Origin of the sequence: Streptomyces flavalbus (assembly GCF_042674625.1) — a bacterium.
Taxonomy (GTDB): domain Bacteria; phylum Actinomycetota; class Actinomycetes; order Streptomycetales; family Streptomycetaceae; genus Streptomyces; species Streptomyces flavalbus.
Genome location: NZ_JBHTEB010000001.1, coordinates 1,994,310 through 2,010,360 on the forward strand (window position 1 = coordinate 1,994,310; position 16,051 = coordinate 2,010,360).

The 16,051-nt window shown below is 71.3% G+C and carries 9 protein-coding genes and 5 pseudogenes; 4 read left to right on the forward strand and 10 right to left on the reverse strand.

All coding sequences use genetic code 11. The features are described from left to right. Window positions 1-55: 55 nt before the first annotated feature. From pepN to ACFQZ6_RS08800, 3 genes and pseudogenes are all read right to left on the reverse strand, one after another. Window positions 56-2,572, reverse strand: a complete 2,517-nt coding sequence (pepN, locus tag ACFQZ6_RS08790; protein ID WP_381606364.1) for an aminopeptidase N — start codon at window positions 2,570-2,572, stop codon at window positions 56-58. A 90-nt stretch (window positions 2,573-2,662) separates the two neighbouring features. Further along, window positions 2,663-3,106: pseudogene (locus tag ACFQZ6_RS08795) on the reverse strand (response regulator); the annotation flags it as partial. Between the two features lie 137 nt (window positions 3,107-3,243). Then, window positions 3,244-3,594 (reverse strand): chorismate mutase, encoded by a 351-nt coding sequence (locus ACFQZ6_RS08800; RefSeq protein ID WP_381606366.1) that lies wholly within the window; start codon window positions 3,592-3,594, stop codon window positions 3,244-3,246. 125 nt (window positions 3,595-3,719) lie between these two features. On the opposite strand from ACFQZ6_RS08800, the gene ACFQZ6_RS08805 reads away from it, so the two are divergent. Further along, complete coding sequence (locus ACFQZ6_RS08805) at window positions 3,720-4,634, forward strand: hypothetical protein (protein ID WP_381606367.1); 915 nt, start codon at window positions 3,720-3,722, stop codon at window positions 4,632-4,634. A gap of 77 nt (window positions 4,635-4,711) precedes the next feature. Here the strand turns inward: ACFQZ6_RS08805 and ACFQZ6_RS08810 are convergent. From ACFQZ6_RS08810 to ACFQZ6_RS08820, 3 pseudogenes are all read right to left on the reverse strand, one after another. Beyond that, window positions 4,712-5,137: pseudogene (locus ACFQZ6_RS08810) on the reverse strand (short-chain dehydrogenase); the annotation flags it as partial. A gap of 73 nt (window positions 5,138-5,210) precedes the next feature. Then, window positions 5,211-5,414: pseudogene (locus ACFQZ6_RS08815) on the reverse strand (TetR family transcriptional regulator); the annotation flags it as partial. Further along, window positions 5,413-5,719 (reverse strand): annotated as a pseudogene (locus ACFQZ6_RS08820) (SDR family oxidoreductase); the annotation flags it as partial. The pseudogenes ACFQZ6_RS08820 and ACFQZ6_RS08815, both read right to left, overlap by 2 nt. A gap of 25 nt (window positions 5,720-5,744) precedes the next feature. Between ACFQZ6_RS08820 and ACFQZ6_RS08825 the strand changes: the two are divergent. Beyond that, a pseudogene (locus ACFQZ6_RS08825) lies at window positions 5,745-5,825 on the forward strand (hypothetical protein); the annotation flags it as partial. Window positions 5,826-5,982: 157 nt separating this feature from the next. On the opposite strand, the gene ACFQZ6_RS08830 reads toward ACFQZ6_RS08825, so the two are convergent. Continuing rightward, on the reverse strand, window positions 5,983-6,714 hold the full coding sequence (locus ACFQZ6_RS08830; protein WP_381606369.1) for a vWA domain-containing protein: 732 nt from the start codon (window positions 6,712-6,714) through the stop codon (window positions 5,983-5,985). 157 nt (window positions 6,715-6,871) lie between these two features. Here ACFQZ6_RS08830 and ACFQZ6_RS08835 point away from each other — a divergent pair, with 157 nt between their 5' ends. Next, on the forward strand, window positions 6,872-7,795 hold the full coding sequence (locus ACFQZ6_RS08835) for a rhomboid family intramembrane serine protease (protein ID WP_381606370.1): 924 nt from the start codon (window positions 6,872-6,874) through the stop codon (window positions 7,793-7,795). Between the two features lie 21 nt (window positions 7,796-7,816). After that, a complete protein-coding gene (locus ACFQZ6_RS08840) occupies window positions 7,817-8,734 on the forward strand; it encodes a chitosanase (protein ID WP_381606372.1) in 918 nt (305 codons plus the stop codon). Between the two features lie 118 nt (window positions 8,735-8,852). Here the strand turns inward: ACFQZ6_RS08840 and ACFQZ6_RS08845 are convergent, their stop codons facing one another. The 3 genes from ACFQZ6_RS08845 to ACFQZ6_RS08855 all read right to left on the reverse strand — a co-directional run bounded on the left by ACFQZ6_RS08845 (window position 8,853) and on the right by ACFQZ6_RS08855 (window position 16,035). Next, on the reverse strand, window positions 8,853-10,316 hold the full coding sequence (locus ACFQZ6_RS08845) for a glutamate synthase subunit beta (RefSeq protein WP_381606374.1): 1,464 nt from the start codon (window positions 10,314-10,316) through the stop codon (window positions 8,853-8,855). Then, window positions 10,309-14,904: a glutamate synthase large subunit gene (gene gltB, locus ACFQZ6_RS08850; protein WP_381606376.1), complete on the reverse strand. Its 4,596-nt coding sequence runs from the start codon at window positions 14,902-14,904 to the stop codon at window positions 10,309-10,311. Before gltB ends, ACFQZ6_RS08845 begins: the two co-directional genes overlap by 8 nt. Window positions 14,905-15,303: 399 nt before the next feature. After that, window positions 15,304-16,035, reverse strand: a complete 732-nt coding sequence (locus ACFQZ6_RS08855) for a VIT1/CCC1 transporter family protein (RefSeq protein WP_381606378.1) — start codon at window positions 16,033-16,035, stop codon at window positions 15,304-15,306. Window positions 16,036-16,051: the final 16 nt, after the last annotated feature.

Sequence of the window (16,051 nt, forward strand, 5' to 3'; positions counted from 1 at the left end):
GTACCGGCGGAGGCGCGTGGGTCGCGTCTCCGCCGGTGCGTGCGTTTGCGGCGGGTTACGCCTCGGTGGGTGCCGGGGTCTGCCGGACGCGCAGGGCGCGGGCGAGGTCGTCGAGTTGGTCGGTGAGCTTGCGGCGCAGGGCGGGGATGGGGTCGGCGTCGCGCAGGCACTCCTCCCCGAGCCGGAGGGTTTCGGCGTCGACGGCGTGGGCGGGGAACGCCCAACGTCCGGCGGCTTCGGCGATGGCGGGGCCGCGGCGGGCGGCGAGGGCGACGGCGTCCTGGTAGTAGCGGGCGACGTAGGGCTGGAGCAGGTCGGCCTGCTCGGGCTGCCAGAAGCCGCGGGCGGTGGCGGTGAAGAGGTAGTTGGACAGGTCGTCGTGGGTGAACATGGCCTCCCACGCGGTGCGCTTGGCCTCCGGGTCGGGCAGGGCGGCGCGGCAGCGGGCGGCGCCTTCCTGGCCGGTGGCGCTGGGGTCGTTGGCGAGTTCGGCGGCGATGGCGGCCTCGTCGGTGGCGCCGAGGACGGCGAGGCGGCCGAGGATGCGCCAGCGCAGCTCGGGGTCGAGTTCGGGGCCGCCGGGGACGGTGCCCTCGGCGAGCCAGGCGGCGAGGGTCTCGGGCTGGGCGGCGACGTCGATGGCGTGGCGGACGGCGATCAGGCGCAGTCCGGGGTTGTCGCCGTCCTCGGTGCGGCGGATGAGGTCGCGGCAGAGCGAGGAGAGGGTGGCGAGGGCGACGGGGCGGTCCTCGGGGGTGGTGTAGCGGTCGGCGACCTGGGTGGCGGCGAAGGTGAGGACGCCGCCGGTGACGGCGAGGTCGGTCTCGCGCGGGAGGTGGGCGCGGGCGGTCCTGAGGTAGTCGGCGGGCGGGAGTTCGCCGTCGCGGACGGCGTCCCTGAGGGCGTTCCAGACGACCGCGCGGGTGAGGGGTTCAGGCAGGCCGGAGAGGCTCTCACCGAGGGTGTCGAAGGACTTCGGGTCGAAGCGGACCTTGGCGTAGGTGAGGTCGCCGTCGTTGAGGACGAGCAGGGCGGGGCGCTTGCCGATGGGGTGGCCGCCGTCGGGGTGGGGGACGTCGACGTCGAGGCGGTCGCGGAGGGTGAGGCGGCCCTCGTCGGTGAGGTCCTGGTCGTAGAGGCCGACGGCGATGCGGTGGGGGCGGCTGCCGGTGTGGTCGACGGTGAGGGTGCACACGCCGTTGTCGCCGGGGGCGATGTGGGGGGTGAGGGTGTCGACGCCGGTGGTGCGCAGCCAGGTGTCGGCCCAGGTGTGGACGTCGCGTTCGGTGGCGTCGGCGAGGGAGTCGATGAAGTCGGCGAGGCTGGCGTTGCCGAACTTGTGGCGGGTGAAGTGGTTGTTGATGCCGGTGAGGAAGTCCTTCTCGCCGAGCCAGGTGACGAGTTGGCGCAGGGCTGAGGCGCCCTTGGCGTAGGAGATGCCGTCGAAGTTGAGGAGGGCGGAGGCGGTGTCCGGTACGGCCTCGGGGGCGACGGGGTGGGTGGAGGGGCGCTGGTCGGCGTCGTAGCCCCAGGCCTTGCGGGTGATGCCGAAGTCGGTCCAGGTGTCGGTGAAGCGGGTGGCTTCGGCGGTGGTCTGGTAGCCCATGTACTCCGCGAAGGACTCGTTCAGCCAGATGTCGTCCCACCAGCGCAGGGTGACGAGGTCACCGAACCACATGTGGGCCATCTCGTGGGCGATGACCATGGCGCGGGTCTGCCGCTCGGTGTCGGTGACGGCGGAGCGGTAGACGAACTCGTCGCGGAAGGTGACGAGGCCGGGGTTCTCCATGGCGCCGGCGTTGAACTCGGGGACGAACGCCTGGTCGTAGGAGTCGAAGGGGTAGGGCTCGTCGAACTTCTCGTGGTAGCGGTCGAAGCACGCGCGCGTGACGTCGAGGATCTCGTCGGCGTCGGCGTCGAGGTGGGGGGCGAGGGAGCGGCGGCAGTGCAGGCCGAAGGGCAGGCCGCGGTGTTCGGTGCGGACGGAGTGCCAGGGTCCGGCGGCGACGGCGACGAGGTAGGTGGAGATCGGCGGGGTGGTGGCGGCCCGCCAGCGGCCGTCTCCGAGGTGTTCGGTGACGCTGTTGGCGAGGACGGTCCAGCCCTCGGGGGCCTTGACGGTGAGGTCGAAGACGGCCTTCAGGTCGGGCTGGTCGAAGGCGGCGAAGACGCGTTGGACGTCGTCCATGAACATCTGGGTGTAGACGTACGTCTCGTGGTCGCTGGGGTCGGTGAAGCGGTGCATTCCCTCGCCGGTGCGGGAGTAGCGCATCCGGGCGGCCACGCGGAGTTCGTGTTCGCCGGGGGTGAGGTTCTTCAGGGGGAGGCGGTTCTCGACGAGGCTCTCGGGGTCGAGGGGGTGTCCGTCGAGGGTGGCGGAGCGCAGTTCGGCGGGCTTGACCTCGACGAAGGTGTCCGTGGCGTCCTGGTCGGCGCGGACGGTGAACCGGATGGCGGTCCGGGATTCGAAGAAGGTGTCGTCGCCGCTCGTGAGATCGAGGTCGATCGTGTAGCGGTGGACGTCGAGGAGCCTGGCACGGGTCTGCGCTTCGTCGCGCGTGAGGACGGACATGGGGACATGCTGCCTGATGGCACTGACAGCGCACAGGGGCGGCGGGATTCACGCTCGGTTCGGGCGTTATGTCCGGGTGGTGGGTGCGGTGTCGAGGTCGTTCTTGATCAGGGCGCGCAGTTCGCGGACCTCGTGTTCCAGTGCCAGTCGGCGCTGGTGGGCGTCGTAGAGGTAGCGGACCTTGGTGCGCAGGGTCCAGGGGTCGACGGGCTTGGTGACGAGGTCGGCGACGCCGAGGCCGAAGGCGGTGGCGGCGAGTTCCTGGTCCTGGGCGAAGCCGGTGAGCAGGACGACGGGGATGTGCTGGGTCTGTTCGAGGCGCCGCAGGTAGCGGACGACGTCGAGGCCGCTGATGCCGGGCAGGCGCACGTCGAGGAGCAGGAGGCCCACCCGGCCGCGGAGTACCTGTTTGAGGGCCTCGTCGCCGCTGGTGGCGCTGGCGAGCAGGTGGCCCAGGGGGGCGAGGGCGCTCTCCAGCGCGTACAGCGTGTCCTCGTGGTCGTCGACGATGAGGATTCTGGCGTCCGGTGACATGCCCGCCCTCCCTCCCGTACGGCGTCCGGGAGGCGCCCGGGCCACTGACGGGGAGTGCTCGTCGGCTGACAAGGAGTGCACAGCGAAGAATGCCCGCTGCGCGGCCCGCTGTCACTCCCCCGGGGCATCTGCCGAGGTCAATCGGCCACCGGTGCGGAGCCGTTCACGGTGTCCCCGGCGATGCTCTCGTGGTGGCGGATGACCTCGGCGATGATGAAGTTGAGGAACTTCTCGGCGAAGGCCGGGTCCAGCTTGGCGTTCTCGGCGAGCGCGCGCAGCCGGGCGATCTGGCGGGCCTCCCGCGCGGGGTCGGCGGGCGGTAGCTGGTGGGCGGCCTTGAGGTGGCCGACCTGCTGGGTGCACTTGAACCGCTCCGCGAGCATGTGGACGACGGCCGCGTCGATGTTGTCGATGCTGTCGCGCAGCCTGGCGAGTTCCGCGCGGACGGCGGGGTCGACGTCACCGGTACCGGTGTTGCTGGTGGTCATGGGTGCCTACCCTACGGGGGGTTGCGCGGGGTCCACGCGCGCGTGGTGGTGGCGCACGGCCGGGCGGAACGGGCTCCGGCCCTCGTACAGTGGAATCGGGTTCACGGCGTCTTGGGGGTACGGGCGTGGCGAACGACGGACCGGTCGAGCACGGCTACCCGCATCTGGAGACGGTGCGGGCCGCGATCACCGCGCTGTACAAGCGGCTGTCGTACGACACGATCCAGACGTTCGCGACCAGCGTCCCCCCGGTCGACGTGGCGTTCTGCGACACGGACGACCTGTATCTGGGGTCCCAGCGGGTGGCCCGCGAGCTGGTGCGGCACTACCGGCTGCCGGACGCCCGGCTGATCGTCGGCTTCCGTGAGATGACGCACGCGGCGAACGTGGAACTCGCGGCGGGTCCGGAGTACTTCGTGGAGCTGAACGACCGCTTCCGCACCCATCGCCGGGACATCGGCGCGGCTCTCGCGCACGAGATCATGCACGTCTATCTGCACCGGCTCGACCTGTCGTTCCCGGGCACCCGCGACAACGAGATCCTGACGGACACGGCGACGACGTACCTGGGCGCGGGGTGGCTGCTGCTGGACGCGTACCGGGAGGACGCGGCGTCGTCGCAGAAGCTGGGCTATCTCACGCCGGAGGAGTTCGGGTACGTGCTGGCCAAGCGGACGCTGCTGTTCGGTGAGGACCCGTCGACGTGGTTCACCAGCGCGCAGGCGTACACGGCGTACGTGAAGGGCATGGCGCGGGCCCGCCAGGACGCGCAGCAGCCGCCGCTCACGGCCGCGGGCTGGGCGGGCCGCCGCCGCTACACCCGCGACCGCCGTCACGCCCAGGACCACCGCCGTGCCGGGCCGCCCCCGGCGTCGGGCGGGCCGGGCGTCCCGTACGCCTTCAGCCCGGAGGGTGGTCACGGCCCGCTGCGGGTGTCGTTCCCCTGTCCCACGTGCCACCAGCGCATCCGGGTGCCGGTGCGGGGGCGGGTGCGGGCGCGGTGCGGGCTGTGCCGGACGGTGCTGGAGTGCGACACGTAGGCGGGGTCGTCCGTGGTGGTCACACCCCGTCCACCGGCCCGGGCGCCTCCGCCGACGCCACCAGCCCCAGCACCGTGTCCGGTCACGCCGGAGCAGGCGGCGGAGCCGAGCCACACCACCAGCGGTGAGACGTTCTCCGGTGCCATGGCGTCGAAGGCGGTACCCGGCTCGCCGTCCGCGTGGCCGTGCGGGGCCATCTCCGTGGCGAAGACCGTCTCCGTCAACCGGGTCCGCCTTGGCGGCGCTGTAGTTGCCCTGTCCCGCGGAGCCGAGCAGTCCGGCGCCGCCGCTGGTGTGGACGACCCGCGCGTGCGGCACGCGGCCCGCCTACGCCTCCGCCCGCCAGTACGTGACGAGCATCCGGTCCCTGAGGAACCCGGCGTTGCTGACGAGGGTGTCAGGCGCCCGTACGCCTCCAGGGCGGTCCGCACCAGGGACGCGGCGCCCTCGCTGACCGCCACGTCCCCGCCGTGCGCGACCGCCTCACCGCCCGACGGGCGTACGGACCGCTTCGACGATGGATGCCTCGGCCATGACGACTCCCGGCCTTCCCGGACTCGGCTGGTCCTCGGTGGGTTACGCGCGTACGGCGATCCCGTCCAGCACCATCGACAGGTACTGCCGGGCAATCTCCTCCGGGCTGTGCTGTCCGCCGGGCCGGTACCAGGACGCGGCGACCCAGACGGTGTCGCGGACGAAGCGGTAGGTGAGCCGGATGTCGAGGTCGGCCCGGAAGACCTCTTCGACGACGCCGCGTTCCAGCGTGGACAGCCAGCGCCTAGGGGTGCTGGCCGCTGACGGAGACGACCTCCCCGGTCAGGTACGAGGAGCAGCCGGAGGCCAGGAAGACGATCACGTTGACCACCTCCCAGGGCTCCGCGTACCGTCCGCGGGCCTCTCGGCCAGCAGTTCGGGGGTGGTGACCTTCACCAGGTGGGGGTGCAGGGCGAGGCTGGGCGCGACGGCGTTGACGCGGACGCCGCAGGCCGCCTCGATCGCGGCGCACCGGGTCAGCGCCATCACGCCCGCTTTCCGGCGGCGTAGTGCGCCTGCCCGGCCTGGGCGCGCCAGCCGACGACGCGGGCACCCTCTTCGAGGCCCCAGGCCGTGATGGTGCTGTGGTCCCGTATCGCCGCCGCGGGCGTCGTCGCGCTGGCGGTTCCCGAGGAGTACGGCGGGCTCGGCACCCGGCCCGTCGAACTCGCCCTCACCTTCGTCGAGCTGGGACGCCACGCGGTGCCCGGCCCCCTGGTGGGGACGGTCACGGCGGCGACGCTGCTCAGCGGCCCGACCGGATCCGCCGACCCTAGCCGAACGCCCGCCGAGACGCCCGCCCGCCAAGGCCCCCTCAGCCCACGATCCCCAGCCCCCGCGCCGCCGCCAGCCACTGCGGGAACTCGCTCACCAGCCGGTCGTACAACTCGGCGTCGGACACCCTCCGCGGATCGCGCCCGGCGTGGAAGAACCCGGCGTTGTCGACGACGCGCTTGCCGGGCACCGCCAGTTCGTCGAGCCTGCGCAGATAGTCGAACTGCTTGCTGCGCGGGTCCCCGAAGCCGATGAACTGCCAGAACAGCGGCAGCCTGGCGGCCTTGCAGAGGTACCGTTCCGCGGCCATCCTGCTGCTCGGCCCGCCGTCGGTCTGGAAGACGACCAGCGCGGGGTCCTGGGCACCGCTGTCGAGATAGTGGTCGATCACGGCGTCCATGGCCAGGTGGTAGTTGGTGCGGCCCATGTGCCCGAGCCCGGCGGCGATCCGCTCGACGCGCCCCTGATGGCTGTCCAGGGAGATGTCCGCGACCGCGTCGATGTCGGTGGAGAAGAACATCACCGGCACGGTCCCGTCGTCGTCCAGGTGGGCGGCCAGTCCGAGCACCCGGTCGGCCAGCGCCTGCACACTGCCGTCCCTGAAGTACGGCTTCATGGACCCGGAGTAGTCGACCACGAGATAGACGGCGGCCCGCTGCCCGCCCAGCCCGTGTTTCTCCAGCGACAGCCCGGCCTTCTTGTAGAGGTCGACGAGCGCGGGCGCCCGCTCGACCACCTTGTTCAGACTGATCGCGGACGTACGAGTGGCCATGCGCGTTCCCCCCACAAGCGGTACCGGTACCAGCAGTCAGCCGACCGTACGACAGCCGCCCCCGTGATCTCACCCCCCACAGGTGTTCGATAGTTTTGCGCCGCCGTCCCCACCGGCTCACCCAACCGTCCCGTCCCCGCTGTCCGAGGAGCCGGTCGTGGAACCCGAGTCCACCGTCACCACCTGCTACCGCCATCCGGCCGTGGAGTGCCACGTCCGCTGCGTCCGCTGCGACCGGTACATCTGCCCGGACTGTATGCGGGAGGCGGCGGTCGGCCACCAGTGCGTCGAGTGTGTGCGGGAGGGCGCGAGGTCCGTCCGGCAGGCGCGGACCGTCTTCGGTGGCCGGATCTCGGCGGTCCCCCTCGTGACGTACGCGCTGATCGCGGTGAACGTCCTGGTCTACCTGGCCGAGCTGGTGCGGCCGGAGACCGTGGGCCGGTTCGAGCTGGTCGCGGCGCGGCTGGTCGGCCCGGACGGGCAGTACTACGTGGCCGACGGCCCGGTGCTAGGCGTCTTCCAGGTCGAGGGGGTCGCCCACGGTGAGTGGGAGCGGCTGCTCACCAGCGGTTTCCTGCACCTCCAGCCGATCGAGAACACCTTCGGCATCCTGCACATCACGATGAACATGCTCGTGCTGTGGCAGCTCGGCCGGGACGTGGAGCCGCAGCTCGGCCGGGTCCGCTTCCTCGCCCTCTATCTGCTGTCGGTGCTCGGCGGCTCGGTCCTGGCGCTGCTCCTCACCGACCCGGGCACCGCCTCGCTGGGGGCGTCCGGCGGGATCTTCGGTCTGGGCGCCGCCTCCTACGTCATGGCCCGCCGTCTCGGCGGCGACCTGCGCGACGTCCACCGCTTCATGGCGTTCCTGCTGCTCTGGCTGCTGATATCCGCCCGGTTCACGTCCTGGCAGGGACACCTCGGCGGTCTGCTGACCGGCGCCGCGGTGACGGCGGCGTACGCCTACGCGCCCCGCGGGCCGCGCCGCACCCTGGTCCAGGCGGGCGCCTGCGCCGCGGTGCTGGTGGTGCTCCTGCTGCTGACCGAGACGAGAGTCACGGAGCTGACGGGAGGGGCGGTCTAGTCCGGCCGTACGGTTAGCGCCATGAGAAGAGCCGGTTGCCTGTTCCTCGCCGTCGTGCCCGTCCTGGTGACGGCCGGGGCCTACTTCCTCGTGCCCTCCAACTCGGAGCCGCCCGGCGGCGGGGAGACGGTGTCCCAGTCGGCCCGTGACGACGCGCGGGCCAAGGCCGAGCGCAGGCACGCCGAGGACCGGGCCGCCGACGACGAGCTGATCGCCTCCCTGCCGCCGGGCCTGGCCGCGCCGGACAAGAAGGAACTCGCGCACCGGATCGTCTCCACGGCCGAGAACTCCACGCTCGACTGGCGCAGTTCCTACGGCTACATAGAGGACCTCGACGACGGCCAGGGCTACACGGCCGGTATCGCGGGCTTCTGCACCGGCACCCACGACCTGCTCACCCTCGTCGAGCGCTACACCGAGGCGCACCCGGGCAACGGCCTGGCCCGCTACCTGCCCGCCCTGCGCGAGGTCGACGGAACCGACTCCCACGAGGGCCTGGACCCCGGCTTCACCGACGCCTGGCGCGCGGAGGCCGAGGTTCCGGCCTTCCGCGAGGCCCAGGAGGAGGAACGGGACCGCGCCTACTTCGACCCGGCGGTGCGGCTGGCCAAGCTCGACGGCCTGGGCACGCTCGGCCAGTTCGTCTACTACGACGCGATGGTCTTCCACGGCCCCGACACCGACCCGGACGGCTTCTACGGCATCCGGGAGCGCGTCATGGAGGAGGCCGACACCCCGGCCGAGGGCGGCTCGGAGACCGCGTTCCTCGGCATCTTCCTCGACGTGCGCCGCGAGGCCATGCTGTCCAGCAAGCAGCGGGCGCACACCGACACCAGCCGCGTCGACACCGCCCAGCGCCGCTTCCTCGACGCCGGGAACCTGGACCTTGACACGCCGCTGGAGTGGCAGGCGTACGGGGAGACGTACCGCCTGCCGTAGGGCCGGGACATGCGGCGGCGCCTGCCCTTACGGTCCGGTCGGGGACTGTGGGCAGGCGCCGTCTGTGTCCCGTACGCCGTTGTACGGAAACGTTCTTCGAAAGGACCCGTCGGACGGGTCAGACCGCCAGCGCGCGGTCCGTCGGGCGGATCGGCGCGGGCAGGTCGCTCGCCCCGGTCAGGAACCGGTCGACGCCACGGGCGGCCGAGCGGCCCTCGGCGATCGCCCACACGATGAGCGACTGGCCGCGGCCCGCGTCACCGGCGACGAACACCCCGGGGACGTTGGTCTGGAAGTCGGCGTCGCGGGCGATGTTACCGCGCTCGTCGAGGTCCAGGCCGAACTGCTCCACCAGGCCGTTCTCCCGGTCGGTGCCGGTGAAGCCCATGGCGAGGGTGACGAGCTGGGCGGGGATCTTGCGCTCGGTGCCCGGCTTCGGGGTCAGCTTGCCGTCGACGAACTCGACCTCGGTCAGGTGCAGCCACTGCACGTTGCCGTCCTCGTCACCCTCGAAGTGGGTGGTGGAGACGGAGTAGACCCGCTCACCGCCCTCCTCGTGCGCGGAGGTGACCTTGTAGAGCAGCGGGAACGTCGGCCACGGCTGGGAGACGGCGTCCCGCTCGTCGTTCGGCCGGGGCATGATCTCCAACTGCGTCACCGAGGCCGCGCCCTGCCGGTGGGCGGTGCCCACGCAGTCGGCGCCGGTGTCGCCGCCGCCGATGACGACGACGTGCTTGCCCTCGGCGGAGATCGGCGGGCTGACGTAGTCGCCCTCCTGGACCTTGTTGGCCAGCGGCAGGTACTCCATGGCCTGGTAGACGCCCTTGAGTTCACGGCCGGGCACCGGCAGGTCGCGGGCGGTGGTGGCGCCGACGGCGAGCACCACGGCGTCGTACCGCTTCTTCAGGTCGGTCGCCTTCAGGTCGACACCGATCTCGACCCCGGTGCGGAACCGGGTGCCCTCCGCGCGCATCTGCTCGATACGGCGGTTGATGTGCCGCTTCTCCATCTTGAACTCGGGGATGCCGTACCGCAGCAGGCCGCCGACGCGGTCGGCGCGCTCGAAGACGGCGACGGTGTGCCCGGCCCGGGTGAGCTGCTGGGCGGCGGCGAGACCGGCGGGGCCGGAGCCGACCACCGCGACGGTCTTGCCGGAGAGCCGCTCCGGGATGCGCGGGGCGACGTCACCGGTCTCCCACGCCTTGTCGATGATCGAGACCTCGACGTTCTTGATGGTGACCGGCGGCTGGTTGATGCCGAGCACACACGCCGACTCGCACGGAGCCGGGCACAGGCGGCCGGTGAACTCCGGGAAGTTGTTGGTGGCGTGCAGCCGCTCGGACGCGGCCTGCCAGTCCTCGCGGTAGGCGTAGTCGTTCCACTCGGGGATCAGGTTCCCCAGCGGGCAGCCGTTGTGGCAGAACGGGATGCCGCAGTCCATGCACCGGCTGGCCTGCTTGCTGATGATCGGCAGCAGGGAGCCGGGGACGTAGACCTCGTTCCAGTCCCGGACGCGCTCCTCGACGGGGCGGGACGCGGCGACCTCGCGGCCGTGGTTCAGAAAGCCCTTCGGGTCAGCCATTGATCGCCGCCTCCATCATCTTCTCGTGGGTCTCGGACTCGGAGAGACCGGCTCGCTCGGCGGCGTCCTTGGCGGCGAGCACTGCCTGGTACGTGCTGGGGATGATCTTGCTGAACCGCTCCACGGCGGCGGGCCACTCGGCGAGCAGCTTCTCGGCGACCGTGGAACCGGTCTCCTCCGCGTGGCGGCGCACCACGTCGTGCAGCCACTCCCTGTCCGCGTCGTCCAGCGCCCGTACGGCGTCCAGGTTGCCGACGTTGACGTTGTCCCGGTCGAGGTCGATGACGTAGGCGACGCCGCCGGACATACCGGCCGCGAAGTTGCGCCCCGTCTCACCGAGGACGACCGCGTGACCGCCGGTCATGTACTCGCAGCCGTGGTCGCCCACGCCCTCGGAGACGACCAGCGCGCCGGAGTTGCGCACGCAGAACCGCTCGCCGACCTTGCCGCGCAGGAACATCTCGCCGCCGGTGGCGCCGTAGGCGAGGGTGTTGCCCGCGATGGTGGAGTACTCGGCGAGGTGGTCGGCGCCCCGGTCCGGGCGGACGACGATCCGGCCGCCGGACAGGCCCTTGCCGACGTAGTCGTTGGCGTCGCCCTCCAGGCGCAGCGTGACACCGCGCGGGACGAAGGCGCCGAAGGACTGGCCCGCGGAGCCGGTGAAGGTGATGTCGATGGTGTCGTCGGGCAGGCCCGCGCCGCCGAACTTCTTGGTCACCTCGTGGCCGAGCATGGTGCCGACCGTGCGGTTGATGTTGCGGATGGCGACCTGGGCGCGCACCGGCTGCGCCTCGGTGGCGGAGTCGGCGGCGAGCGCGTCGGCGGCGAGCTTGATCAGCTCGTTGTCGAGCGCCTTCTCCAGGCCGTGGTCCTGGGCGACGATCTGGTGCCGCACCGCGCCCTCAGGCAGGTCGGGGACGTGGAACAGCGGGGCCAGGTCCAGGCCCTGCGCCTTCCAGTGGTCGACCGCGCGGGTCACGTCGAGCAGCTCGGCGTGGCCGACGGCCTCCTCGATGGAGCGGAAGCCCAGCTCGGCCAGCAGTTCACGGACCTCTTCGGCGATGAACTGGAAGAAGTTGACGACGTACTCGGCCTTGCCGGAGAACCGGTCGCGCAGCACCGGGTTCTGGGTGGCGATGCCGACCGGGCAGGTGTCCAGGTGGCAGACGCGCATCATGACGCAGCCGGAGACGACGAGCGGCGCGGTCGCGAAACCGAACTCCTCGGCGCCGAGCAGCGCGGCGATGACGACGTCCCGGCCGGTCTTGAGCTGGCCGTCGGTCTGGACGACGATCCGGTCCCGCAGCCCGTTGAGCAGCAGCGTCTGCTGGGTCTCGGCGAGGCCCAGCTCCCAGGGGCCGCCCGCGTGCTTCAGCGAGGTCAGCGGGGAGGCGCCGGTGCCGCCGTCGTGACCGGAGATCAGCACGACGTCCGCGTGCGCCTTGGAGACACCGGCGGCGACGGTGCCGACGCCGACCTCGGAGACCAGCTTGACGTGGATGCGCGCCTTGGGGTTGGCGTTCTTCAGGTCGTGGATGAGCTGGGCGAGGTCCTCGATGGAGTAGATGTCGTGGTGCGGCGGCGGCGAGATCAGGCCGACGCCCGGCGTCGAGTGCCGGGTCTTCGCCACCCACGGGTAGACCTTGTGGCCGGGGAGCTGGCCGCCCTCACCGGGCTTGGCGCCCTGGGCCATCTTGATCTGGATGTCGTCGGAGTTGACCAGGTACTCGCTGGTCACGCCGAAGCGGCCGGACGCCACCTGCTTGATCGAGGACCGGCGGGCCGGGTCGTACAGGCGCTCGGGGTCCTCGCCGCCCTCACCGGTGTTGGACTTGCCGCCCAGCTCGTTCATCGCGATGGCGAGGGTCTCGTGCGCCTCCTTGGAGATGGAGCCGTACGACATGGCGCCGGTGGAGAACCGCTTGACGATCTCCGAGACCGGCTCGACCTCCTCCAGCGGGATCGGGCCGCGGTCGGACCTGAAGCCGAACAGGCCGCGCAGCGTCATCAGGCGCTCGGACTGCTCGTTCACCCGGTCGGTGTACTTCTTGAAGATGTCGTAGCGGCCGGTGCGGGTGGCGTGCTGGAGGCGGAAGACCGTCTCCGGGTCGAACAGGTGCGGCTCGCCCTCGCGGCGCCACTGGTACTCGCCGCCGATCTCCAGCGTCCGGTGCGCGGGCGCGATGCCGGAGGCGGGGTACGCCTTGGCGTGCCGGGCGGCGACCTCCTTGGCGATGACGTCGATGCCGACGCCGCCGATCTTGGTGGCGGTGCCGTTGAAGTACTCGGCCACGAAGTCCTGGTCGAGACCGACGGCCTCGAAGACCTGGGCGCCGCGGTAGGAGGCGACGGTGGAGATGCCCATCTTGGACATGACCTTCAGGACGCCCTTGCCGAGGGCGTAGATCAGGTTGCGGATGGCCTGCTCGGGCTCGATGCCGGGCAGGAAGGTGCCCGCGCGGACCAGGTCCTCGACGGACTCCATCGCCAGGTACGGGTTGACGGCGGCGGCGCCGTAGCCGATGAGCAGGGCGACGTGGTGGACCTCGCGGACGTCACCGGCCTCGACCAGCAGGCCCACCTGGGTGCGCTGCTTGGTGCGGATGAGGTGGTGATGGACGGCCGCGGTGAGCAGCAGCGACGGGATCGGCGCGTGCTCGGCGTCGGAGTGCCGGTCGGAGAGCACGATCAGCCGGGCGCCGTTGTCGATCGCGGCGTCCGCCTCGGCGCAGATCTCCTCGATGCGCGCGGCGAGCGCGTCACCGCCGCCGTGCACCCGGTACAGACCGGAGAGGGTCGCGGCCTTGAAACCGGGCATGTCGCCGTCGGCGTTGATGTGGATGAGCTTGGCCAGCTCGTCGTTGTCGATCACCGGGAAGGGCAGCACGACGGTGCGGCAGGACGCGGCGGTCGGCTCCAGCAGGTTGCCCTGCGGGCCCAGCGACGAGCGCAGGGAGGTGACCAACTCCTCGCGGATCGCGTCCAGCGGCGGGTTGGTGACCTGCGCGAAGAGCTGGGTGAAGTAGTCGAACAGCAGCCGGGGGCGCTCGCTGAGCGCGGCGATCGGCGAGTCGGTGCCCATGGAGCCGATCGGCTCGGCGCCGGCCTTGGCCATCGGCGCCAGGATGACCCGCAGCTCCTCCTCGGTGTAGCCGAAGGTCTGCTGGCGGCGGGTGACGGAGGCGTGGGTGTGCACGATGTGCTCGCGCTCGGGCAGGTCGCCCAGCTCGATCTCACCGGCCTCCAGCCACTCGGCGTAGGGCTTCTCGGCGGCGAGCTGCGCCTTGATCTCGTCGTCCTCGATGATGCGGTGCTCGGCGGTGTCGACGAGGAACATCCGGCCCGGCTGGAGGCGGCCCTTGCGGACGACCTTCGCGGGGTCGATGTCGAGGACGCCGACCTCGGAGCCGAGGACGACGAGGCCGTCGTCGGTGACCCAGTAGCGGCCGGGGCGCAGACCGTTGCGGTCGAGTACGGCGCCGACCTGGGTGCCGTCGGTGAAGGTGACGCAGGCGGGGCCGTCCCAGGGCTCCATCATCGTGGAGTGGAACTGGTAGAACGCGCGCCGGGCCGGGTCCATGGAGTCGTGGTTCTCCCACGCCTCCGGGATCATCATCAGCACGGAGTGCGGCAGCGTCCGGCCGCCGAGGTGGAGCAGCTCCAGGACCTCGTCGAAGGAGGCGGAGTCGGAGGCGTCGGGGGTGCAGATCGGGAAGACGCGGTCGATCTTGTCCTGGTCGCCGAAGAGGTCGGAGACGATCTGCGACTCGCGGGCCGCCATCCAGTTGCGGTTGCCCTTGACGGTGTTGATCTCGCCGTTGTGCGCCACGAAGCGGTACGGGTGGGCGAGCGGCCACGACGGGAAGGTGTTGGTGGAGAACCGGGAGTGCACGAGCGCGATCGCGGAGGCGAAGCGGCGGTCGGACAGGTCCGGGAAGAAGGGCTCGAGCTGGCCGGTGGTCAGCATTCCCTTGTAGACGATCGTGCGGGCCGACAGCGACGGGAAGTACACCCCGGCCTCGCGCTCGGCGCGCTTGCGCAGCGCGAAGGCCCGGCGGTCGAGGTCGATGCCCTTGCTGGCGCCGTCCGTGACGAAGAGCTGGCGGAAGACCGGCATGGTCGACCGGGCGGTGGCACCGAGCAGTTCGGGCGCGACCGGGACCTCACGCCAGCCGAGGACGGTGAGGTTCTCCTCCCGGGCGATCGTCTCGATGCGTGAGACGGTCTCCTCGGTGCCGTCCTTCGGCAGGAAGGCGATGCCGACGGCGTAGCCACCGGCCTCGGGCAGGTCGAATCCGGCCACCTCACGGAAGAAGGCGTCGGGGACCTGGGAGAGGATGCCCGCACCGTCGCCGGAGTCGGGCTCGGAGCCCGTGGCACCGCGGTGCTCCAGGTTGCGCAGGACGGTCAGGGCCTGGTCAACAAGGGTGTGGGACGCCTCGCCTGTGAGGGTGGCGACGAAGCCGACGCCACAGGCGTCGTGCTCGTTGCGGGGGTCGTACATACCCTGCGCAGCAGGGCGAGCATCCATGAACGTCCAGTTCTGGCCGTTCGCGGAGTGCTGGGACGGCTGGCGCGGCGTACGCATCGGCTCTCCCGTCGTCGTCAAGTGGCTGAAGGTCCCTCCGGGGCCGAACGGCCTGGAGGAGCAAGGCGCAAGGGACGACGCTGGCCCTCTGCGTAGATGCAAAATTTCGTGCAGGTTACATGATGGAGCGCTTCTCGGGAACCGGATACATCGTTCCAACATGCGGACGCCGCTGGTGGCGGCGGGGGTACCGCGCACGGGCGGCGGAAGCTATGGGGACCGATGCGGACAGATCGATGCCCGTCGGCCCGAGGGCGAGGGAGTGTGTCGTCGCTGACCCCTCGGGTGCGCGGCAGGCGTCATTGCCCACAGCGCTTACGGCTCATGCCCCGCGGTTAAGCGTTCGAAACCACCGAGTAACGGTTACTTATGCGGCCCAACGCATAAGTGCGGGCCGCACTATCCTAGGGCGATTCCGAACAGGCTGCCCAGGGCGTACGTCACACCCGCCGCCGCGCCGCCGAGGGCGAGCTGCCGCAGTCCACTGAACCACCAGGTCCGCGCGGTCACCTTGGCCACCACGGCACCACAGGCGAACAGCCCGGCCAGCGCCAGCAGCACCGCGGGCCACAGGGCACTGGCACCCAGCAGGTACGGCAGTACGGGCAGCAGCGCGCCCAGCGCGAAGGCGCCGAAGCTGGACACCGCGGCGACCAGCGGCGAGGGCAGGTCGCCGGGGTCGATCCCCAGCTCCTCGCGGGCGTGTATCTCCAGCGCCTGCTCGGGGTCGCGGGAGAGCTGCCGGGCCACGTCCCGCGCCAGGTCGGCGTCGACGCCCCGGGAGACGTACAGCGCGGCCAGCTCGGCCTCCTCGTCCTGGGGGTGCTTGCGCAGCTCGCGGCGCTCGACCGCCAGCTCGGCCTCGACCAGCTCGCGCTGGGAGGCGACCGAGGTGTACTCACCGGCGGCCATGGAGAAGGCACCGGCGGCGAGGCCCGCGAGCCCGGTCAGGATGATGGTCTGCTGGCCGACCGAGCCACCGGCGACACCCGTCATCAGCGCGAGGTTGGAGACCAGGCCGTCCATCGCGCCGAAGACGGCGGGGCGCAGCCAGCCGCCGTTCACGTCCCGGTGCGTGTGGTTGTCGCGGTGCGCCACGTGCAGCGCCGCCTCGTTCTCGATGATGGCCATGGAAGAATCCCCCCAG